Genomic DNA, 20,326 nt, shown 5'->3' on the forward strand with positions numbered 1-20,326 from the left:
GGCGTGCCCGTTCAGTGCATCGCCGCGCCGCCATCGACGCTGATGCACTGGCCGGTGATGAAGGTGGTGGTGCGGCTCGCCAGGAAGAGAACCGCCTGCGCGACCTCTTCCGGCCGCCCGACGCGGCCGGACGGGTTGCCGGTTTCCAGCCGCTTCAATTCTTCGCTCAGATTGGCGAAGTCGAGCAACGGCGTGTCGACCGGCCCGGGCGCGATGGCGTTGACCAGAATGTCCGGCCCGAGTTCCCGCGCCCAGGAGCGGGTGAGGGCGAGGACGGCGCCCTTGGTGCCGGCATAGCCGGAGAAGCCGGCGCGGCCGAGATAGGCGAGTTCGGAGGCGATGTTGATGATGCGCCCGCGCACCGGACCTTCACTGCTGAAGCGGGACAGTGCCTCGCGCGCCATCAGCATCGGCCCGCGCACATTGACCGCCGCCATCCGCTCATAGGTCGCGATATCAAGGCTCGCCAGCAGCGTCTCCTCGCAGATGCCGGCGCAGTTGACGATGACATCGAGCCCGCGCAGTTCCGCCACGGCTGCGTCCATGCCGCCAATGACCGAGGCTTCGTCCGCGACGTTCACCAGAATGGTCGGCCAGCGGGTCTCGTCGGGTGGGGGATGAAGATCGAAACCGATGACCTTGGCGCCGGCGGCGCACAGCGCGTCCGCGCTCGCCCGGCCGATGCCGCTTGCCGCGCCGGTGACAATGACGCGCAAATCCCGGTGGGGGTGGTCCTTGTGGTGGGCTACCATGGCAGTTCTCCGCGATCGACCCCGAGGCTCTGGCCGGTGATGTTGGCCGCCAGGTCCGAGGCGAGGAAGAGATATGTACCCGCCACATCTTCCGGGTCCATGAAACCCGGCAGAATCTGCGCGGCGACGATTTCCTCCAGCAGCACCTCGGGCGCGAGGCCGGTACGCGCCGCCATGGCGTGGAGGGAACGCAGCGAGGCTTCCGTGCGCACCCAGCCGGGGCAGACGGCGTTGACGGTGATGCCGCGCGGCCCGAGCTCCTTGGCCCAGGTCTTGGTGAGGCCGATCACCGCGTGCTTGGAGGCGACATAGGCGCCGAACAGCTGCTCGGCGCTGCGCGACCAGATGGAGGCGGTGTTGATGATGCGCCCGCCGTGCGCGAGGCGGGGCAGCAGGGCGCGGGTGACGAGAAACGTGCCAACGACATTGATTTCCACCACACGGCGGAAAATCGCTTCGTTGTCGGTGCTCAGGTCGTCCAGAGGGGTGACGCGCTCCAGCCCGGCATTATTCACCAGAACGTCGAGATGAGGGATCGCTTCCGCCACCGCCGCCACCTCCTCGGCGACGGTGATGTCGGCGCGGTGGCCGCGCGCGCCAAGGCGTTCGGCGACCTCGGTGATCGCCTCGTCATCAGCCAGCATATGCAGTTCTGCTCCCGCCGCCGCGAAGGCGCGGGCGATGCCGAGGCCGATGCCGCGGCTAGCACCGGTGACCAGCACGGTGCGGCCGGAAATGCCGTCGAGGCTCATGGGCGGGACCGGGTCAGGCGGGGGAAGACGGGCACGGTGGGCTCCCTTTGGCCCCACATGCTGGCGCATCTTCACATCAAGAGAAATCGGAATTAATGGAAAGATACATCGGCAAAGGTCGATGTAAGTGGAGGGCGGATGCGCCGTCTCGACAATATCGACCTGCGGCTATTGCGCGTCTTCGTCACGCTCGCGGAGGAGGGCGGCTTTCAGGACGCGCAGATCGCGCTCAACCTGTCGCAGTCCACGCTCTCCACCCATCTCGCGGCACTGGAGCGCAAGCTGGGCGGGCAGCTGTGCGAGCGCGGGCGGGCCGGCTTTCGGCTGACGCCGTTCGGCGAATCGACCCTCGCCGCCGCCAAGCGGCTGTTCGACGACATCGACGCCTTCCACGGCCGCATCGGTCAGGACCAGCGCCGGCTGGTGGGCCGGCTGCGGATCGGCATTGTCGATGGCGTCGTCACCAACCCGCAGCTCGGGTTGCAGACGGCGCTGTCGCGCTACATGGCCTATGCGTCCGAGGTGTTCGTCGATCTCGAACTCGGCACGCCGCTGGTGCTGGAGCGGGCGCTGATGGACGGGGCGCGCGACCTCGTGGTCGGGCCATTCTCGCAGAAGGTGCCGGGCCTTACCTATGTGCCGCTCAACCGCGAGGCGCAGGCGCTCTATTGCGGGCGCGCGCACCCGCTCTTCGCGCTGCTAGGCGCCGAGATCACCCACGCCCGCATCGAGGAGGCGTTGTTCTCGGTCCGGCGCTATCGCCACCTCGACGACCTCTACCGGGTCAACCACCCGCGCGCGAGCGGCGCCATCGTGCAGATGGAGGCGCAGGTGATGATGATCCTCTCCGGCCGGTTCATCGGCTATCTCCCGCGCCATATCGGCGAGGACTGGGTGGCGCGGGGAGAGATGCGGGTGCTGCGGCCTGAGGCCTATGGTTTCGAGACCACCCATTTCGCCGCCACGCGGCGGCTCAAGGGCGAGCAGCCGCTGGTCGACGCCTTCGTGCGCGAATTGAAGGTGCAGGCGGGCGGCGGCCCAGCCGGCTAGAGCGCTTTCGAGCGAAGTGGATACCGGTTCGCGTGAAGAAAACGCGATAAAACAAAGAATTAGATCATTTCACTGTTTCCGTGAAACGGTGAAATGATCTAGATGCCGCCGCGCACGCGGTCGCTCAGGTTGCGGCGCTCGCGGACGATGACGGTCAGCGCCGCCTCCTCCTCCGGCCCGCGCGGCAGCTGGGAGAGCTGATCGAGCTGATTGAGGGCCACGAGACGTAGCAGGTCGTCGCGCACCGCGCCTTCCTTGTCGCGGGGGAGGGCCGGCACCAGCTGGAGATGCTCCGGCGGCAGAAGATCCGGCAGGCGGGCCGCGAGATGCGCGCGCAAGGCTTCCTCAGTGGTGCCTTCCGCCTCGACGAAGGCATAGAGCCCGAAGGAATGGCCGGCGGTGGGGAAATCGCAGATATGCACGTGGCGCACACCCGTGACCTCGCCCAGCGCGCTGGCGATGCGCGGGCCCTGCTCCATGGCGCGCGGGCCGCGCCCCTCCGTGTCGTGGTAGTTCAGCAGCCGGCGGGTGACGAAATTGTAGACCTTCTTGCCGGTCTTCATCCACACGCGGGTGAACAGGCTCTTGCGGGCGAGAATCTTTTTCTCGCGCGCGGTCAGCGCCTCGGGGCAGTAGCTGCGCTTCTGCTTGAGGAAGTGGCGGATGTCCTCATAGGCCGCGACGCGGAAGGCCTTGCTGCGCCGGGAGAACACCATGGCGAGCTGGAAATCCATCAGCACCGCGCGGCCATCGGCGGCGTAGAGCCAGTTCTGCGGCTTGGCGAGATCGTTATGGGCGATGTTGCGCCGATGCACCTCGCGCAACCCCTTGCGGGCGGAGGCAAAATAGGCGCGGTCGCCGCGCGGGCGGGCGATCTGCAGCGGGATGCCGTCGACAAAGCCGCGGACCAGATAGCCCTCTTCCAGCGCATAGACCGGCACGGTGTGGCCGCTGCCCTCCGCACGCATCAGCGCGCGCGCCTCGCGGGCGGCGAAGTGGCGAGCGAGCGGCTTCACCCACCATTTCACCTCGGCATAGTTGCGCCGTACCGCCGGGTAGACGGTGCCGGCGGCATCGCGCCAGAAGCCGCGCTCGATGGTGGAGAAGGTGTCGCGCTTGAGCACGGTGTCGAGCTCGAACACGCCGCCCTTGGCGGGGACCGTGAGGCTCACGCGGCGGCCTCGTTCGGCTCATCGGCGTGGGCCTTGGCCCAGGCGTCCATATCGGCAAGGGCGCGGGCGGCGAGGACCTGCTTCTTGGCCACCGTCTTCTGCGTGCCACGCAGGCGGTTGCCGTCGGCGTCGCGGGTCGGGTTAGCGTCGAGAGGCGGGAACAGGCCGAAATTGACGTTCATCGGCTGGAAGGAGCGCGGGCCGGTCTCCAAGCTCTCGATATGGCCACCGGTGATGTGGTTGAGCAGGGCGCCATGGGCAGTTGTCGGTGGCGGCAAGGCGGGGGTCTCCCCGCGCTGCTCGGCGCTGGCGAACAGGCCGGCCATCAGCCCCATGGCGGCGCTTTCCACATAGCCTTCGCAGCCGGTGATCTGGCCGGCGAAGCGCAGGCGCGGCTCGGCTTTCAGCCGCAGCGTGGCGTCGAGCACGCGGGGTGAGTTGAGATAGGTGTTGCGGTGGAGGCCGCCGAGCCTCGCGAATTCCGCCTTTTCCAGCCCCGGAATCATGCGGAACAGGCGGGTCTGCTCGCCATGGCGGGTCTTGGTCTGGAAGCCGACCATATTATAGAGCGTGCCCAGCGCGTTATCCTGCCGCAGCTGGACCACGGCGTAGGGCTTCACCGTCGGATTGTGCGCGTTGGTCAGGCCCATCGGCTTCATCGGGCCGTGGCGCAGCGTTTCCGGGCCGCGCGCGGCCATCACCTCGATCGGCAGGCAGCCGTCGAAATAGGGCGTGTTGGCCTCGAACTCGCGGAAGGGCACGGTATCGGAGGCGACCAGGGCGGCGACGAAGGCCTCGTACTGCGCCTTGTCCATGGGGCAGTTGATGTAGTCGGCGCCGGTGCCGCCGGGGCCGGCCTTGTCGTAGCGCGACTGAAACCAGCAGACGCTCATGTCTATGGAATCAAAGTGAATTATCGGCGCGATCGCGTCAAAGAAGGCGAGCGCCTGCTCGTCGGCGCGGGCGCGGATCGCTTCGGCGAGGGCCGGGGAGGTGAGCGGGCCGGTGGCGATGATGACGCTGTCCCACGCCTCCGGCGGCAGGCCGGCGACCTCGCCGCGCTCCACCGTGATCAGCGGATGGGCGGCAATGGCGGCGGTGACGGCCTCGGCAAAGCCGTCACGGTCGACCGCCAGCGCGCCACCGGCGGGGATCTGGTGATGGTCGGCGCAGCCCATGATGAGCGAGCCGAGACGGCGCATCTCGGCATGCAGCACGCCGACGGCATTATTGGAAGAATCGTCTGATCTGAAGGAGTTAGAGCAGACGAGTTCGGCCAGGCTGTCGGTTTTGTGGGCATCGGTGCCGCGCGTCGGGCGCATTTCGTGCAGCACGACAGGGGTGCCGCGACGGGCGAGCTGCCAGGCGGCTTCGCAGCCGGCGAGGCCGCCGCCGACAATGTGAACCGGGCGCTTTTCGGTGATGCTCATATCCTGCCGCTGCTCAACACATCCGCGCGCGGCTTAGCACGGAACGGGGGCAAAAAAGAACGGCCCCGGAAAATTCCGGGGCCGTACGATCAGTGCAGTGAGGTGGACGATGTGTCCGGTCAGACGCCAGCGTCCGGCCTCAAGGCCGCATCACGCCGCAGCGGCGGCGCGACGGGCAACGCTGGTGATTTCGCCACGCGACACGTTGATGTCGGCGAGGGTGCGGTCGTCGAGCTGGGAGAGCTCAACGAGAGTGCGGCGATACGCCTGGTAGCGGCGGATCTGCTTGGCAACGAGGCCCCAAAGCAGCATGTCAGTCTCCATCGGTTTTAGTTACCGGATCGCGGCCTCCGGGCATCCCCGGCAGCTGCACGTCCGTTAATCATTCCGTTGCCTAGATATTCGACATCCTGCTTGTTTGGTAGGAAATATACCGCATCCCAGCCCTGCGAGGCGCGCATGCCACGCTCACAATTCATTCACGATCCGCAAGGTTGGCGAAACCTTGGTGTGAATCAGGCGCCCGTGGGCGCCTGATCGAGATCGGCCGAGCTGCGCCCGCAGGCGCCCGTTCAGCAGCGCTTATCAGGCGTTTGCCAGCGCCTGTTCGAGATCGGCGATGATGTCCGCCGCGTCCTCGATACCCACCGACAGGCGCACCACATCCGGGCCGGCGCCGGCCAGCGTCTTCTGCTCGTCGGCGAGCTGGCGGTGGGTGGTGGAGGCAGGGTGGATGATGAGCGAGCGGGTGTCGCCGATATTGGCGAGGTGCGAGAACAGCTTCACCCCGGACACCAGCGCCACGCCGGCCTCGAAGCCGCCCTTGAGGCCGAAGGTGAACACCGCACCGGCGCCCTTCGGCGTGTAGTGCTGGGCGAGGTTGTAATAACGGTCGCCCGGCAGGCCGGGATAGCTGACCCACGACACTTTCGGGTGGTCGGCGAGGAATTTCGCCACCGCCAGCGCATTGTCGCAATGGCGCTGGATGCGCAGCGGCAGGGTCTCAATACCGGTGAGCAGCAGGAAAGCGTTGAACGGCGACAGCGCCGGGCCGAGATCGCGCAGGCCAAGCACCCGCGCGGCGATGGCGAAGGCGAAATTGCCGAAGGTCTCGCCAATGACCACGCCCTCATATTCCGGGCGCGGCTGGGAGAGGAAGGGATAGCGCCCCTCGCGCAGCCAGTCGAAGGAACCGCCATCGACGATGACGCCGCCGATGGAATTGCCATGGCCGCCGAGGAATTTGGTGGCGGAATGGATGATGATGTCGGCGCCGTGCTCGAACGGACGGATGAGGTAGGGCGTCGCCAGCGTGTTGTCGACGATCAGCGGCACACCGGCGCGCTTGGCGATCTTCGATATGGCGGCGATGTCGGTGACGATGCCGCCGGGATTGGCGATCGACTCGATGAAGATCGCCTTGGTGCGCGGCGAGATGGCGCGCTCGAAGGAGGCGACATCGTCGGAATCCGCCCAGACCACGTTCCAGCCGAAGCTCTTGAAGGCGTGGTTGAACTGGTTGATCGAGCCGCCATAGAGCTTGCGCGCGGCGATGAACTCGTCGCCGGGGGTCAGCAGCGTCTGGAAGGTGAGCAGCTGCGCGGCATGGCCGGACGCGACCGCGAGTGCGGCGGTGCCGCCTTCCAGCGCCGCGACGCGCTCTTCCAGCACCGCATTGGTGGGGTTGCCGATGCGCGTATAGATGTTGCCGAACGCCTTCAGCCCGAACAGCGAGGCGGCGTGGTCGACATCGTCGAACACGAACGACGTGGTCTGGTAGATCGGCGTCGCGCGCGCCTTGGTGGTCGGGTCAGGGGCGGCGCCGGCATGCACGGCGAGGGTGGCGAAGCCCGGGGCGGGAGTGGTGGCGTCGGTCATTGGCGTTCTCCTGTCGACGGCTCGGCGGCCGCGCGAGCGGTGCGCGGCGGCGGGCGTCTTGGGAGGTAGTGTCGCGCCTTGGCTAAAAAACGCAACAGGGCTGGAGAAAGAATTAAACAGCGGAAGTTGGCTGTTGATATTGCGGCTAGGCGAGGCGCGGAAGCTGCAGCCGGGGAATCTCGATGGCGGGGCAGCGGTCCTGAATGACGGCGATGCCTTGCGCCTCCGCGGTGGCGGCGGCGGCATCGTCGCGCACGCCGAGCTGGCTCCATATGAGCTGCGGGCGGGGCGAAAGCGCGAGCGATTCCGCCACCACGGCGGCGAGATATTCCGGCGCGCGGAACACGTCCACCATGTCGATCGGTTCGGGCACATCGGCGAGGCGGGCATAGGTGGGAAGCCCGGCGATGTTGCGCCCGGCCTGGCCGGGATTGATGGCGAACACGGTATAGCCGTGCGCGGCGAGAAAGCGGGCGACGCCATGGCTCGGGCGGGCCGGATTCGGACTGGCGCCGACCACGGCGATGGTGCGCACGCGGCCGAGCCAGCCGGCGATGAAGGCGTCGTCATAGGAATCGTGATTCACGGGGCCTCCTGGGGGTGGATGGCGGGGCTTCTGCCGGCCATATGGTGCGCCGGTGCGCACACGGGGAGGGGGCGCACGCGCTCGAAAGCGGCGGGCCGGAGGGCGAATTTCAAGGGGTTAGAACGTGGTATTAAAATACCTAAATCGTAACTCATTGATTTTTAATAGAAATATCAGATAGTGCGGGATTGACGTTGCGCGGGTGCTCGTCTAGAACCCCGCCACGAGAGAGGTGCGGGTACTCCGCGCCCTTGCATATGGATTTTCCCATGAAGACGTTTTCGGCAAAACCCGCCGATATCCAGAAGAAGTGGGTGGTGATCGACGCCACCGGCCTCGTGGTCGGTCGTCTCGCCACCATCATCGCCACCCGCCTGAAGGGCAAGCACAAGGCGATCTACACCCCCCACGTCGATTGCGGCGACAACATCGTCGTCATCAACGCCGACAAGGTGGTGCTGACCGGCCGCAAGCGCGATGACAAGGTGTATTACCACCACACCGGCTTCCCCGGCGGCATCAAGGAGCGGACCGCGAAGTTCATCCTCGAAGGCCGGTTCCCGGAGCGGGTCGTCGAGAAGGCGGTGGAGCGCATGCTGGCGCGCGGCCCGCTCGGCCGCAAGCTGATGGGCAATCTGCGTGTCTACAAGGGCGCCACTCATCCGCATGAGGCCCAGCAGCCGGAGACGCTCGATGTCGCCGCGCTCAACCGCAAGAACGTGGGTATCTGATCATGGCTGAGCTCATCCAGTCGCTCGACGGGCTCGAAGCCCTGAAGTCCCAGGCCGCTGAGGCCCCCAAGCATGTCCAGAAGCTGGACAAGCAGGGCCGCGCCTACGCCACCGGCAAGCGCAAGAACGCGGTCGCCCGCGTGTGGGTGCGCCCCGGCACCGGCAAGATCCTGGTCAATGAGCGCGACGTCGAGGTGTATTTCGCCCGCCCCGTGCTGCGCCTCATCATCCAGCAGCCGTTCTCGGCGGCGGCCCGCAGCGGCCAGTATGACGTGGTCTGCACCGTTTCCGGCGGCGGCCTCTCCGGCCAGGCCGGCGCGCTGCGCCACGGCATCTCCCGCGCGCTCACCTATTACGAGCCCGAACTGCGCGGCCCGCTGAAGAAGGGTGGCTTCCTGACCCGCGACTCGCGTGTGGTCGAGCGCAAGAAGTACGGCAAGGCGAAGGCCCGCCGCAGCTTCCAGTTCTCCAAGCGCTGATCGGCGCTTCGGCCTCCAATGCGAAAGGGCGGGTCCTGCGACCCGCCCTTTTTGTTTGTCTTGTGGAAATGCCGGCACGAAAAAGGGGCGCCCTGCGGCGCCCCTTTCCGTTGGTCGACCGGCGTGCCGATCAGACCGAGTAGTACATCTCGAACTCGACCGGGTGCGGGGTCATTTCGAACCGCATCACCTCGACCATCTTCAGCTCGATATAGGCGTTGATGAAGTCGTCGCCGAACACGTCGCCCTTCTTGAGGAACTCGCGGTCCTTGTCGAGCGAGGCCAGCGCCTCACGCAGCGAGCCGCAGACGGTCGGGATCTTCTTCAGCTCCTTCGGCGGCAGATCATAGAGGTCCTTGTCCATGGCCGGACCCGGATCGATCTTGTTGATGATGCCGTCGAGGCCGGCCATGACGAGCGCGGCGAAGGCGAGATAGGGGTTCGCGCCGGGGTCCGGGAAGCGGGTCTCGACGCGCTTGGCCTTGGCCGAGGTGGTGTAGGGGATGCGGCAGGAGGCCGAGCGGTTGCGCGCGGAATAGGCGAGCAGCACGGGCGCCTCATAGCCGGGGACCAGCCGCTTGTAGGAGTTGGTCAGCGGGTTGGTGAAGGCGTTCAGCGCCTTGGCGTGCTTGATGATGCCGCCAATGTACCACAGGCATTCCTGGCTGAGGTCGGCATATTTGTTGCCGGCAAACATCGGCTTGCCGTCCTTCCAGATCGACTGGTGCACATGCATGCCCGAGCCGTTGTCGCCGAAGATCGGCTTCGGCATGAAGGTGGCCGTCTTGCCATAGACATTGGCGACCTGGTGGATGCAGTACTTGTAGACCTGCAGCTGGTCGGCCATCGTCACCAGCGTGTCGAACTTCAGACCCAGCTCGTGCTGGGCGGAAGCGACCTCGTGATGGTGCTTCTCGACCTTGGCGCCCATGCGGGCCATGGCCGCGAGCATCTCGCCGCGCAGGTCCTGGCAGCTGTCGACCGGCGGCACCGGGAAATAGCCGCCCTTGGTGCGCACGCGGTGGCCGAGATTGCCGCCTTCATATTCGGTGCCGCCATTGGTCGGCAGTTCCACCGAATCGAGCTTGAAGCCGGTGTTGTAGGGGTCGGCGGTGAAGCGCACGTCGTCGAAGATGAAGAACTCGGCCTCGGGGCCGATATAGATGGTGTCGCCGATGCCGGTGGACTTGAGATAGGCCTCGGCCTTCTTGGCGATGCCGCGCGGGTCGCGCGCATAGGGCTCGCCGGTGGTCGGCTCCAGCACGTCGCACACCACGACGAGCGTGGTCTCGGCGAAGAACGGGTCGATGCTGACGGAGTCGAGATCGGGCTGCAGGTGCATGTCCGATTCGTTGATGGCCTTCCAGCCCGCAATGGAGGAACCGTCGAATGCCTGACCTTCGGCGAAGAAATCTTCGTCGACCATCGAGATATCGAAGGTCACATGCTGCCACTTGCCGCGGGGATCGGTGAAGCGCAGGTCGACGTATTTCACGTCGTTGTCCTTTATCAGCTTCATTACATCCTTGGCCGTCGTCATATTGTTCGTACCTCTTCTGATACTGCCGTCTTTTGCAGGGCAGATGGATCCCAAGCGGATGGTCAACGACGATACGCGCCGCATCCGTGGGGATGCGGCGCGCTCATATGCGCCACCATACTACGCTGGCTGTCAGATGGCGTCGACGCCCGACTCACCGGTACGAATGCGAATGGCTTCTTCGATGTTGGAAACGAAGATCTTGCCGTCGCCGATGCGGCCGGTCTGGGCGGCGCGACGGATGGCGTCGATCGCCGTTTCCACCGTCTCGTCGGCGACCACGATCTCGATCTTCACCTTCGGCAGGAAATCGACGACGTATTCGGCGCCCCGATAGAGTTCCGTGTGTCCCTTCTGCCGGCCGAAGCCCTTGGCTTCCGTTACGGTGATGCCCTGCAGGCCGATCTCCTGCAGCGCCTCCTTCACCTCGTCGAGCTTGAAGGGCTTAATGATGGCCTCAATCTTCTTCATCTGACCTCGTCTCCCTGACTCGTCGATCCGCGACGCCCGGCCGAGTCGGGTCGCGAAGAAGCAGAACCCATGCCAAGCACCCTAGTGTCGCCGGAAACCGTTAATAGCGCATCATCGCATGCCGCTACCGCACCGGCCAAACAGCTTCGATTTCCGGGAATGATGAAGTTGTGGGCGTTGTGCCGGCAAACTAGGCAAAAGCGACAGGGCGACCGGCCGAAGGGCTGCGCTAAAGCTAGGCATTTGCCGTCGATTGTTGCGGCGGCTGCGGCCTCGCACGGCTGGTGCGGTTTCCGCTAAGCTAGAGCCGGCGCCGCCGGCAGCGCCGACCGTGCAGGATCAGGGACCGATGGAACTTCTCACCCCCGCCGAAATGGCGCGCGCCGATGCCTTCACCATCGCCGCCGGCGTTCCCGGCGCCGTGCTCATGGAAAGGGCGGGACACGCTGTCGCAGCCCTCGCCGCGCGGGTGACGGTGGCGGGCGGGCGGGTGCTGGTGCTGTGCGGGCCGGGCAATAATGGCGGCGATGGATTCGTCGCCGCGCGGCTCCTGGCGGCGGCCGGCTACCGGGTGCGGCTCGCTCTGCTGGGCGACCGGGCGGCTCTGCGCGGCGATGCCGCGCTCATGGCCGCGCGCTGGGAGGGGCCTGTCGAGGGGGCGGAGACGGTCGACCTCGCCGGCGTCGATCTCGTCATCGACGCGCTGTTCGGCGCCGGGCTGGCGCGCGATCTCGACGGCGCGGCGCGGGCGCTGGTGGAGCGGGTGAACGCCGCCGGCCTGCCCGTGCTGGCGGTGGACCTGCCCTCCGGCATTGACGGCGCCACCGGCGCGGTGCGCGGGGCGGCGATCATGGCGCGCTGGAGCGTCACCTTTTTCCGCGTCAAGCCCGGCCATGTGCTCCTGCCGGGGCGCCTGCATGCGGGGGAGGTGAGCGTCGCGGATATCGGCATCCTGCCCGCCGCACTGGACGACCTCGCGCCCCGCGCCTTCGCCAATGTGCCGGAGCTGTGGGGCGGCCATTTCCCGGTGCCGGCGCCGGAGGGGCACAAATATTCGCGCGGCCATCTCGTGGCCGTTTCCGGCCCGGCGCAGGCGACCGGCGCGACGCGGCTTTCCGCCCGCGCGGCACTGCGCGCCGGGGCGGGGCTGGTGACGGTGGCGTGCCCGGCCGAGGCGCTGCCGATCCATGCGGCGAATCTCTCCGCCATCATGGTGCGGCCGGTGGAGGACGCGGCGGGGCTGGCGCATCTGCTGGCCGACCCGCGCCTGACGACGCTGGTGCTCGGCCCCGGCCTTGGCGTCGGGGAGGCGGCGCGCGCCAAGCTCGCCGTGTGCGGCGGGCGGCGGCTGGTCATCGACGCCGATCTCCTCACCTCCTTCAAGGGCGAGGCGGACGCGCTGGCGCAGGCGCTGGCCGGCGCGCCGGCGGCGGTCGCGACCCCGCATGACGGCGAGTTCGCGCGGATTTTCGCCGGCTGCCCGCAGGTGCTGGAAGCGCCTTCGCGGCTGGAGCGGGCGCGCGCCGGGGCAGCGCGCCTTGGCGCGACGCTGCTGCTCAAGGGGCCGGACACGGTGGTGGCGAGCCCGGACGGGCGCGCCAGCATCGCCGCCAATGCGCCGCCCTGGCTGGCCACCGCCGGGGCAGGGGATGTGCTCGCGGGAATCGTCGGCGGGCTGCTGGCGCAGGGCATGCCGCCCTTCGAGGCGGCGAGCGCTAGCGTGTGGCTGCATGGCGAGGCAGCGCGCGAGGCCGGGCCGGGGCTGGTGGCCGACGATCTGATCGACGCGCTGCGCCCGGTCTATCGCCGCCTCTTCGCCCTGCTGGGGGCTGTGTAGCGGCGGGCGGACGCGCGCATTTTGCACTGGCGCAGCGTCATGACCGTGTTATAAGCCCGCACCCGGCTGGCGGCGCCTTCTCGGGTGCGCGCCCATGTGCCCATGCGCGTCCTCGCGGACGACGTGGCGGGCGACAGGCGCAACCGCGGGCGTGGCGGAACTGGTAGACGCGCTGGATTTAGGTTCCAGTGGCGAGAGTCGTGGGGGTTCGAGTCCCTCCGCCCGCACCAGTGCCTTACCCTTGTCCGGTGCCGCCTTCCGACCCATTTGCACCGAGCGCGGCCGTCGGCGATCACGCGGCCACGCACACCGACATTCGAGAGCCCGCGCACGCGGCAAACTAGACGAAGGCCGATTAAAATGCAGGTCACCGAACTCCTCGCCGAAGGTCTGAAGCGCGAATATCGCGTGGTGCTGCCGGCCTCCGAACTTGACGCCAAGGCCAATGCGCGCCTCAGCGAACTCAAGGACAAGGTCCGCCTCAACGGCTTCCGCCCCGGCAAGGTGCCGGTCGCGCATCTCAAGCGCATGTATGGCAAGTCCGTGCTCGCCGAGGTCATCGACCAGGCGGTGAACGAGGCCAACACCAAGATCATCGAGGATAACGGCTTCAAGCTTGCCATGCAGCCCAAGGTGGAGCTGCCGCAGGACCAGGAGCAGGTGAACGAGGTCATCGAAGGCAAGGCCGACCTGTCCTTCACCGTGAACCTCGAAGTGCTGCCGGCGATCACGCTCGGCGACTTCAAGTCGATCACCCTCGACAAGCCGGTGCTCGCGGTCTCCGACGAGGAGGTCGAGGAGACCGTCAAGCGCATCGCTGACGCCAACCGCCCCTATGCCGCCAAGCCGGAAGGCACGGCCGAGAACGGCGACCGCGTGACCATTTCCTTCGTCGGCTCGATCGACGGCGAGAAGTTCGAAGGCGGCGCGGGCGAGGACGTGCCGTTGGTGCTCGGCTCCAACAGCTTCATCCCCGGCTTCGAGGAGCAGCTCGTCGGCATCAAGGAAGACGAGACCCGCACCGTCACCGTCACCTTCCCCGAGGCCTATCAGGCCGCCCATCTCGCCGGCAAGGAAGCCTCGTTCGAGGTGACGGCGAAGATGATCGAAGCCCCGACCGAGATGGAAATCGGCGACGAGTTCGCCAAGACGCTGGGTATGGACAGCCTCGCTGCGCTCAAGGAGCAGGTGAAGAGCCGCATCGCCCAGGAGCACAACGCGCAGAGCCGCAACAAGGCCAAGCGCCGCCTGCTCGACGCGCTGGACGGCCTGCACCAGTTCGACGTGCCGCCGACCCTGGCGGAGCAGGAATTCGACGGCATCTGGGGCTCGGTCACGTCCGAGATGGAAGCCCAGAAGAAGACCTTCGCCGATGAGGGCACCACCGAGGAGGCCGCCCGCGAGGATTACCGCAAGATCGCCGAGCGCCGCGTGCGCCTCGGCCTGGTCCTTGCGGAAATCGGTGAGAAGAACAACATCCAGGTCACCGACGACGAAGTGACCCGCGCCGTCGTCGAGCGCGCCCGGCAGTTCCCGGGGCAGGAGCAGCAGGTGTGGGAGTTCTACCGCAAGAACGCCCAGGCGCTGGCCAGCCTGCGCGCGCCGATCTTCGAGGAGAAGGTCGTCGACTACCTGCTCGAACTCGCCACCGTCAACGAGGTCCCCGTCACCCGCGAGGAACTCTATGCCGAGGACGAGGACGACAAGGCGGCCTGATTTCGGCGGAACTCGCGGAGTCGTGCACGGTGCGCGGCTCCGCCTCCCGCCGCTGCCGCACCGGCGGGCTGGTAGGGACGCGCTTTCCCTTTATTGTGGGGTAGGTGGATTCGCGGGCGGCGCAGGCGCGCCGTGCCGCCGAGGATCGAAATATGCGTGACCCGATTGATACCCTGAACAACTACCTGGTCCCGATGGTGGTCGAGCAGACCAACCGGGGCGAGCGTTCCTACGACATTTATTCGCGGCTCCTGAAAGAGCGCATCATTTTCCTGACCGGGCCGGTCGAGGACGGCATGGCGACCCTCATGGTCGCCCAGCTGCTGTTCCTCGAAGCGGAGAACCCGAAGAAGGAAATCTCGATGTACATCAACTCCCCCGGCGGGGTGGTGACATCGGGTCTGGCGATCTACGACACCATGCAGTTCATCAAGCCGGCGGTATCGACGCTGTGCATCGGCCAGGCGGCCTCGATGGGCTCGCTGCTGCTGACCGCCGGCGAGAAGGACATGCGCTTCGCCCTGCCGAACGCGCGAATCATGGTGCACCAGCCCTCGGGCGGCTTCCAGGGCCAGGTGACCGACATCATGCTCCACGCCAAGGAGATCATGAGCCTCAAGCAGCGGCTCAACGAGATCTACGTGAAGCACACGGGCCAGGACATCAAGTCGGTGGAAGACGCGCTGGAGCGCGACAACTTCATGACCGCCGAGGTGGCCAAGTCCTTCGGGCTTATCGACAAAGTGATCGACAAGCGCCCGGATGAGGCGGCACCGAAGCCCTGACGGGCCTTCGCGCCGTGTTTCCGAATGCGGCGCGACTTCCTATATTGACACCTGAGCCCGCGTCGAGATGAAGCGCGGGCTTGCATGCGTCGCGGTATCGCGCTTGCATGGCATCAGCATGAAGTGTCGCCTGGAGGTGTGACGAGGGGACGACGGGCAGATGCCCATTTCGCGAAAGCGGGGATGGTGCGAATGCCTTCTTGATCGGATCGTGGCCAGCGTGCTTGGCTGTGACAGAACAGGGACCCTTAAGTCGCTTCCTTTTGACGGCCTTTTCGAGCCGTCGCGTTTCTCCCCCCTTGGAGGCCCGCGGCGGCCGCGGGACTGGGGCGGTTCCGGGCAGTGCCTGGACCGCCGAGCGGACGGAGAGACGCATGAGCAAGGTTGGCGGCGGCGACAGCAAGAATACTCTTTACTGCTCGTTCTGCGGCAAGAGCCAGCACGAGGTCCGCAAACTCATTGCGGGACCGACCGTGTTCATCTGCGATGAATGCGTCGAGCTGTGCATGGACATCATCCGCGAGGAAAACAAATCCTCGCTGGTGAAGTCGCGCGACGGCATCCCGACCCCGAAGGAAATCTGCAAGGTCCTGGACGACTATGTGATCGGCCAGTTCCATGCCAAGCGCGTCCTCTCGGTGGCGGTGCATAACCACTACAAGCGCCTGAACCACGCGACCAAGCACGCCGGCGATGTCGAGCTGGCCAAGTCCAACATCATGCTGATCGGGCCGACGGGCTCGGGCAAGACGCTGCTCGCGCAGACGCTCGCCCGCATCCTCGACGTGCCGTTCACCATGGCGGACGCGACCACGCTGACCGAGGCGGGCTATGTCGGCGAGGATGTCGAGAACATCATCCTCAAGCTGCTCCAGTCGGCCGACTACAATGTCGAGCGGGCGCAGCGCGGCATCGTCTATATCGACGAGATCGACAAGATCAGCCGCAAGTCCGACAACCCGTCCATCACCCGCGACGTGTCGGGCGAGGGCGTGCAGCAGGCGCTCTTGAAGATCATGGAAGGCACGGTCGCTTCCGTGCCGCCGCAGGGCGGGCGCAAGCATCCGCAGCAGGAATTCCTGCAGGTGGACACGACCAACATCCTGTTCATCTGCGGCGGCGCCTTCGCCGGCCTCGACAAGATCATCTCCTCGCGCGGCAAGGGCACGTCCATCGGCTTCGGCGCGGTGGTGGCGGCGCCCGAGGACCGCAAGCCGGGCGAAGTGTTCCGCGAGGTGGAGCCGGAAGACCTGCTGAAATACGGGCTGATCCCGGAGTTCATCGGCCGTCTGCCGGTCATCGCCACGCTGGGCGACCTCGATGAGGCCGCGCTGAAGAAGATCCTCTCCGAGCCGAAGAACGCGCTGGTGAAGCAGTATCAGCGCCTGTTCGAGATGGAGAATGTCGAGCTGACCATCCATGAGGAAGCGCTGGGCGCCATCGCCCGCAAGGCCATCGAGCGCAAGACCGGCGCGCGCGGCCTGCGCTCGATCATGGAGGGCATCCTGCTCGACACGATGTTCGACCTGCCGGGCCTGGAAGGCGTGGAAGAGGTCGTCATCAGCAAAGAGGTCGTCGAGCAGAACGCACGTCCGCTCTACATCTATGCGGACCGCGCGGCCGGCGATGCGGGCGCGAGTGCGTAGTCGACCGGCGGTGGACAGGGCCGGGCCATCGGGTCCGGCCAGCGGCGCGGCCCGCTCCCTTGACGGGGGGCGGGGGCATCGCCATCTGAGCCTCAACCACCGGTCCTCGACCGCATCGACGTGCCCCGCGCGCCTGACGCAGCCCCCGCACAGAGATCAACGTTCGCGTTCCGGCCGCATCGCGGCGCGGTTCTCCCCGGGGACGTGTGTCCTCGGGTCTGGTCGCCTGCCGCCCAAAGAAAGGAAAGAGCCATGACGAGCCCCAAGCCTCGCACCGCGCTCACCCCGGGAGTGGCGCAGACCTTCCCGGTCCTGCCGCTGCGCGACATCGTCGTCTTCCCGCACATGATCGTGCCGCTGTTCGTCGGCCGCGAAAAGTCGATCCGCGCCCTCGAAGAGGTGATGCGCAACGACACCTTCATCCTGCTGGCGACGCAGGAGAACGCCTCGGACGACGATCCGGCGACCTCCTCCATCTACAAGATCGGCACGCTGGCCTCGGTGCTGCAGCTCTTGAAGCTGCCGGACGGCACGGTGAAGGTGCTGGTCGAGGGCATTTCGCGCGCCAAGGTCAACCACTACACCGACCGCACCGACCTCTACGAGGCCGAGGCGCAGGCGCTGGAAGAGGAACTCGGCTCCAAGGTCGAGGCCGAGGCGCTCGGCCGCTCCGTGCTGGCCGAATTCGACAGCTATGTGAAGCTGAACAAGAAGGTCTCGCCGGAAGTCGTCGGCGTCGTCACCCAGATCGAGGACCACTCGAAGCTGGCCGACACCGTCGCCTCGCATCTCGCGGTGAAGATCCCCGAGAAGCAGGCGGTGCTGGAGATCCTCAAGGTCACCAGCCGGCTGGAGAAGGTGCTCTCGCTGATGGAAAGCGAAATCTCGGTCCTTCAGGTCGAGAAGCGCATCCGCACGCGCGTCAAGCGCCAGATGGAGAAGACCCAGCGCGAGTACTATCTCAACGAGCAGATGAAGGCGATCCAGAAGGAGCTGGGCGACGGCGAGGACGGCCGTGACGAGCTGGCCGAGCTGGAAGAGCGCATCAAGACCGTCAAGCTCTCCAAGGAAGCGCGCGAGAAGGCGACGCATGAGCTGAAGAAGCTGCGGCAGATGTCGCCCATGTCGGCGGAAGCCACCGTGGTGCGCAACTATCTCGACTGGCTGCTGTCGATCCCGTGGGGCAACCGCAGCAAGGTCAAGAAGGACCTGCCCTTCGCCCAGAACGTGCTCGACACCGATCATTTCGGTCTCGACAAAGTGAAGGACCGCATCGTCGAATATCTCGCCGTGCAGAGCCGGCAGAACAAGCTCACCGGGCCGATCCTGTGCCTGGTCGGCCCGCCCGGCGTCGGCAAGACCTCGCTCGCCAAGTCCATCGCCAAGGCGACGGGCCGCGAATATGTGCGCGTCGCCCTCGGCGGCGTGCGCGACGAGGCGGAGATCCGTGGCCATCGCCGGACCTATATCGGCTCCATGCCCGGCAAGATCATCCAGTCCATGCGCAAGGCCAAGAAAGCCAACCCGCTGTTCCTGCTGGACGAAATTGACAAGATGGGCGCGGATTTCCGCGGCGACCCGTCCTCGGCCCTGCTTGAGGTGCTCGACCCCGAGCAGAACCACACCTTCGCCGACCACTATCTGGAAGTGGATTACGACCTCTCGAACGTGATGTTCGTGACCACCGCCAACACGCTGAACATTCCGCCGGCCCTGCTGGACCGGATGGAGGTGATCCGTATCGCCGGCTACACCGAGGACGAGAAGGTCGAGATCGCCCGCCGTCACCTCATCCCGCAGGCGCTGACCAAGCATGGTCTGCAGCCCAAGGAATGGTCGATCGACGACGAGGCGCTGCTCACCCTGGTCCGCCGCTACACCCGCGAAGCGGGCGTGCGTAACCTTGAGCGCGAGATTTCCAATCTCGCCCGCAAGGCGGTGAAGGACCTGATGCTGACCAAGAAGAAGACGGTCAAGATCACGGTCAAGCAGCTGGAGGACTATCTCGGCGCGCCGAAGTACCGCTATGGCGAGGCCGAGAGCGAGGATCAGGTCGGCGTCGTGACCGGCCTTGCCTGGACCGAGGTGGGCGGGGAAATCCTCACCATCGAAGGCGTCATGATGCCCGGCAAGGGCAAGATGACGGTGACGGGTAATCTGCGCGACGTGATGAAGGAATCGATCTCGGCGGCGGCCTCCTATGTCCGCTCGCGCGCGCTCGATTTCGGCATCGAGCCGCCGCTGTTCGACCGCCGCGACATCCACGTGCATGTGCCGGAGGGGGCGACCCCGAAGGACGGGCCGTCCGCCGGCGTCGCCATGGCCACGGTGCTGACCTCGGTGCTGACCGGCATCCCGATCCGCCGCGATGTCGCCATGACCGGCGAAGTCACGCTGCGCGGCCGGGTGCTGCCGATCGGCGGGCTGAAGGAAAAGCTGCTGGCGGCGCTGCGCGCCGGCATCAAGAAGGTTCTGATCCCCGAGGAGAACGCCAAGGACCTGGCGGAAATCCCGGACAATGTGAAGAACGCGCTTGAGGTCGTGCCGGTGTCGCGGATGGACGAGGTGCTGCAGCACGCGCTCGTCCGCCAGCCGGAGGCGATCGTGTGGGAAGAGAAGGCGCTGGCGCCGGCCACCGAGGTCGAGCCGGTGATCGCCCGCGACGAGATCGGCGTCATCGCCCCGCACTGAGCGGGTAGAGCGAACGGTCGACGCAACCGAAAGAGGAAATGGCGGCGCCCGGCGGGCGCCGCCATTTTCGTTTGTCGCCCGTTCGGGCCGGACCGGTGGCCGTGCCCATGGGCAAGTCCAAATATGGCGGTTTGCGGGCGGCGCGTTCGCCCAAAATGCGGGCGTGGCAAACCGTCACAAATTACGGTATCCAATTACACTCAATCGCCCCGAAGTCGTGTATTTGTGCGGGTTTCGCGGTGGGAGCGCTTGCAATCGCCGCAATTTGGGGAAAGTGTGCCCGCCCGTCGTCGGTGCATGCGACCGACGATTCTTGTGCAATCAAGGGAAGGACCGGTCAAATGACCACGAAGAACGAACTCGTCGCCGCTGTGGCCGAGCAGGCCAAGCTGACGAAGGCTGCTGCGGCGGCCGCGGTCGACGCGACCTTCGATGCTATTGCCGCCTCGCTGAAGGCCGGCGAAGAAGTCAAGCTGATCGGCTTCGGCAGCTTCTCCGTCGTGACCCGCGCCGCGCGCGAAGGCCGCAACCCCCGCACCGGCAACCCGGTCAAGATCGAGGCCTCCAAGGCCCCGAAGTTCACGCCCGGCAAGGGCCTGAAGGAAACCGTCAACGGTTGATCCTCACGGCGTCGCGCCCCCCGTGCCTGATGGTGCGGGGTGCGGTGCGGCACTGAAGGCGCAGGTTCGCCGGCCATGCCGGCGGACCCGCGCTGCGCCCGCCCTCCGTGGCGGCGCATGGCGGCTGCGAGTGAGACGCCGCACCGGCCTTTTTTCCAGATATCCATCCGCATGAGCGGCGCGCCTCCCG

18 protein-coding genes and 1 tRNA gene are annotated in these 20,326 nt (G+C 66.4%); 10 read left to right on the forward strand and 9 right to left on the reverse strand.

Features of this window, described 5'->3' with window-relative positions:
• Positions 1 to 11: 11 nt before the first annotated feature.
• Entirely contained in the window at positions 12 to 752 is a 741-nt protein-coding gene (locus ACO07Z_RS20730) for an SDR family NAD(P)-dependent oxidoreductase (protein WP_421700436.1), read from the reverse strand.
• The gene (locus tag ACO07Z_RS20735) at positions 746 to 1,504 is read right to left on the reverse strand and encodes an SDR family NAD(P)-dependent oxidoreductase (RefSeq protein ID WP_421700437.1); all 759 of its coding nucleotides are present in this window, start codon (positions 1,502 to 1,504) and stop codon (positions 746 to 748) included. Before ACO07Z_RS20735 ends, ACO07Z_RS20730 begins: the two co-directional genes overlap by 7 nt.
• Before the next feature lie 138 nt (positions 1,505 to 1,642).
• On the opposite strand from ACO07Z_RS20735, the gene ACO07Z_RS20740 reads away from it, so the two are divergent.
• Positions 1,643 to 2,554: a LysR family transcriptional regulator gene (locus ACO07Z_RS20740; RefSeq protein WP_421700438.1), complete on the forward strand. Its 912-nt coding sequence runs from the start codon at positions 1,643 to 1,645 to the stop codon at positions 2,552 to 2,554.
• A gap of 98 nt (positions 2,555 to 2,652) precedes the next feature.
• Here ACO07Z_RS20740 and ACO07Z_RS20745 read toward each other — a convergent pair whose 3' ends face one another.
• The 5 genes from ACO07Z_RS20745 to ACO07Z_RS20765 all read right to left on the reverse strand — a co-directional run bounded on the left by ACO07Z_RS20745 (position 2,653) and on the right by ACO07Z_RS20765 (position 7,620).
• The gene (locus tag ACO07Z_RS20745) at positions 2,653 to 3,726 is read right to left on the reverse strand and encodes a serine/threonine protein kinase (RefSeq protein WP_421700439.1); all 1,074 of its coding nucleotides are present in this window, start codon (positions 3,724 to 3,726) and stop codon (positions 2,653 to 2,655) included.
• Complete coding sequence (gene trmFO, locus ACO07Z_RS20750; RefSeq protein WP_421700440.1) at positions 3,723 to 5,156, reverse strand: methylenetetrahydrofolate--tRNA-(uracil(54)-C(5))-methyltransferase (FADH(2)-oxidizing) TrmFO; 1,434 nt, start codon at positions 5,154 to 5,156, stop codon at positions 3,723 to 3,725. The genes ACO07Z_RS20745 and trmFO overlap by 4 nt, the downstream gene beginning before the upstream one ends.
• A 150-nt stretch (positions 5,157 to 5,306) precedes the next feature.
• A complete protein-coding gene (locus ACO07Z_RS20755; protein WP_244376008.1) occupies positions 5,307 to 5,468 on the reverse strand; it encodes a DUF1127 domain-containing protein in 162 nt (53 codons plus the stop codon).
• 273 nt (positions 5,469 to 5,741) lie between these two features.
• Complete coding sequence (locus ACO07Z_RS20760; RefSeq protein ID WP_421700441.1) at positions 5,742 to 7,034, reverse strand: O-acetylhomoserine aminocarboxypropyltransferase; 1,293 nt, start codon at positions 7,032 to 7,034, stop codon at positions 5,742 to 5,744.
• A 145-nt stretch (positions 7,035 to 7,179) separates the two neighbouring features.
• Entirely contained in the window at positions 7,180 to 7,620 is a 441-nt protein-coding gene (locus ACO07Z_RS20765) for a CoA-binding protein (RefSeq protein WP_421700442.1), read from the reverse strand.
• A 269-nt stretch (positions 7,621 to 7,889) separates the two neighbouring features.
• Between ACO07Z_RS20765 and rplM the strand changes: the two genes are divergently transcribed.
• Positions 7,890 to 8,351 (forward strand): 50S ribosomal protein L13, encoded by a 462-nt coding sequence (gene rplM, locus ACO07Z_RS20770; RefSeq protein ID WP_307020040.1) that lies wholly within the window; start codon positions 7,890 to 7,892, stop codon positions 8,349 to 8,351.
• Positions 8,352 to 8,353: 2 nt separating this feature from the next.
• The gene (gene rpsI / locus ACO07Z_RS20775) at positions 8,354 to 8,830 is read left to right on the forward strand and encodes a 30S ribosomal protein S9 (protein WP_421700443.1); all 477 of its coding nucleotides are present in this window, start codon (positions 8,354 to 8,356) and stop codon (positions 8,828 to 8,830) included.
• Between the two features lie 130 nt (positions 8,831 to 8,960).
• Here the strand turns inward: rpsI and glnA are convergent, their stop codons facing one another.
• Together glnA and ACO07Z_RS20785 are read right to left on the reverse strand one after the other, a co-directional pair.
• Entirely contained in the window at positions 8,961 to 10,370 is a 1,410-nt protein-coding gene (gene glnA, locus ACO07Z_RS20780) for a type I glutamate--ammonia ligase (protein WP_421700444.1), read from the reverse strand.
• 132 nt (positions 10,371 to 10,502) lie between these two features.
• Positions 10,503 to 10,841, reverse strand: coding sequence for a P-II family nitrogen regulator (locus ACO07Z_RS20785; RefSeq protein ID WP_018386933.1), 339 nt, complete (start codon positions 10,839 to 10,841; stop codon positions 10,503 to 10,505).
• A gap of 349 nt (positions 10,842 to 11,190) precedes the next feature.
• Between ACO07Z_RS20785 and ACO07Z_RS20790 the strand changes: the two genes are divergently transcribed.
• From ACO07Z_RS20790 to ACO07Z_RS20820, 7 genes are all read left to right on the forward strand, one after another.
• The gene (locus ACO07Z_RS20790; protein ID WP_421700445.1) at positions 11,191 to 12,678 is read left to right on the forward strand and encodes an NAD(P)H-hydrate dehydratase; all 1,488 of its coding nucleotides are present in this window, start codon (positions 11,191 to 11,193) and stop codon (positions 12,676 to 12,678) included.
• 145 nt (positions 12,679 to 12,823) lie between these two features.
• A tRNA-Leu gene (locus tag ACO07Z_RS20795) sits at positions 12,824 to 12,908 on the forward strand.
• Between the two features lie 130 nt (positions 12,909 to 13,038).
• Positions 13,039 to 14,394, forward strand: a complete 1,356-nt coding sequence (gene tig / locus ACO07Z_RS20800; protein ID WP_421700446.1) for a trigger factor — start codon at positions 13,039 to 13,041, stop codon at positions 14,392 to 14,394.
• A 152-nt stretch (positions 14,395 to 14,546) separates the two neighbouring features.
• On the forward strand, positions 14,547 to 15,179 hold the full coding sequence (locus ACO07Z_RS20805) for an ATP-dependent Clp protease proteolytic subunit (RefSeq protein WP_421700447.1): 633 nt from the start codon (positions 14,547 to 14,549) through the stop codon (positions 15,177 to 15,179).
• Positions 15,180 to 15,553: 374 nt separating this feature from the next.
• Positions 15,554 to 16,825, forward strand: a complete 1,272-nt coding sequence (gene clpX / locus ACO07Z_RS20810) for an ATP-dependent Clp protease ATP-binding subunit ClpX (protein ID WP_244376030.1) — start codon at positions 15,554 to 15,556, stop codon at positions 16,823 to 16,825.
• Between the two features lie 252 nt (positions 16,826 to 17,077).
• Complete coding sequence (gene lon / locus ACO07Z_RS20815) at positions 17,078 to 19,516, forward strand: endopeptidase La (RefSeq protein WP_307020046.1); 2,439 nt, start codon at positions 17,078 to 17,080, stop codon at positions 19,514 to 19,516.
• A 341-nt stretch (positions 19,517 to 19,857) separates the two neighbouring features.
• A complete protein-coding gene (locus ACO07Z_RS20820) occupies positions 19,858 to 20,136 on the forward strand; it encodes an HU family DNA-binding protein (protein ID WP_018386927.1) in 279 nt (92 codons plus the stop codon).
• Positions 20,137 to 20,326: the final 190 nt, after the last annotated feature.

Source organism: Ancylobacter sp. (genome assembly GCF_965229075.1).
Classification (GTDB): Bacteria; Pseudomonadota; Alphaproteobacteria; order Rhizobiales; family Xanthobacteraceae; genus Ancylobacter.

Excerpts from the sequence above, each read along its gene's own strand:
- rpsI (WP_421700443.1), top strand. The coding sequence starts at position 8,354 with ATGGCTGAGCTCATCCAGTCGCTCGACGGGCTCGAAGCCCTGAAGTCC.
- ACO07Z_RS20735 (WP_421700437.1), bottom strand. The coding sequence starts at position 1,504 with ATGAGCCTCGACGGCATTTCCGGCCGCACCGTGCTGGTCACCGGTGCT.
- ACO07Z_RS20760 (WP_421700441.1), bottom strand. The coding sequence starts at position 7,034 with ATGACCGACGCCACCACTCCCGCCCCGGGCTTCGCCACCCTCGCCGTG.
- ACO07Z_RS20755 (WP_244376008.1), bottom strand. The coding sequence starts at position 5,468 with ATGCTGCTTTGGGGCCTCGTTGCCAAGCAGATCCGCCGCTACCAGGCG.
- ACO07Z_RS20820 (WP_018386927.1), top strand. The coding sequence starts at position 19,858 with ATGACCACGAAGAACGAACTCGTCGCCGCTGTGGCCGAGCAGGCCAAG.
- tig (WP_421700446.1), top strand. The coding sequence starts at position 13,039 with ATGCAGGTCACCGAACTCCTCGCCGAAGGTCTGAAGCGCGAATATCGC.
- ACO07Z_RS20730 (WP_421700436.1), bottom strand. The coding sequence starts at position 752 with ATGGTAGCCCACCACAAGGACCACCCCCACCGGGATTTGCGCGTCATT.
- clpX (WP_244376030.1), top strand. The coding sequence starts at position 15,554 with ATGAGCAAGGTTGGCGGCGGCGACAGCAAGAATACTCTTTACTGCTCG.
- ACO07Z_RS20805 (WP_421700447.1), top strand. The coding sequence starts at position 14,547 with ATGCGTGACCCGATTGATACCCTGAACAACTACCTGGTCCCGATGGTG.
- rplM (WP_307020040.1), top strand. The coding sequence starts at position 7,890 with ATGAAGACGTTTTCGGCAAAACCCGCCGATATCCAGAAGAAGTGGGTG.
- ACO07Z_RS20790 (WP_421700445.1), top strand. The coding sequence starts at position 11,191 with ATGGAACTTCTCACCCCCGCCGAAATGGCGCGCGCCGATGCCTTCACC.
- glnA (WP_421700444.1), bottom strand. The coding sequence starts at position 10,370 with ATGACGACGGCCAAGGATGTAATGAAGCTGATAAAGGACAACGACGTG.
- trmFO (WP_421700440.1), bottom strand. The coding sequence starts at position 5,156 with ATGAGCATCACCGAAAAGCGCCCGGTTCACATTGTCGGCGGCGGCCTC.
- lon (WP_307020046.1), top strand. The coding sequence starts at position 17,078 with ATGACGAGCCCCAAGCCTCGCACCGCGCTCACCCCGGGAGTGGCGCAG.
- ACO07Z_RS20785 (WP_018386933.1), bottom strand. The coding sequence starts at position 10,841 with ATGAAGAAGATTGAGGCCATCATTAAGCCCTTCAAGCTCGACGAGGTG.
- ACO07Z_RS20740 (WP_421700438.1), top strand. The coding sequence starts at position 1,643 with ATGCGCCGTCTCGACAATATCGACCTGCGGCTATTGCGCGTCTTCGTC.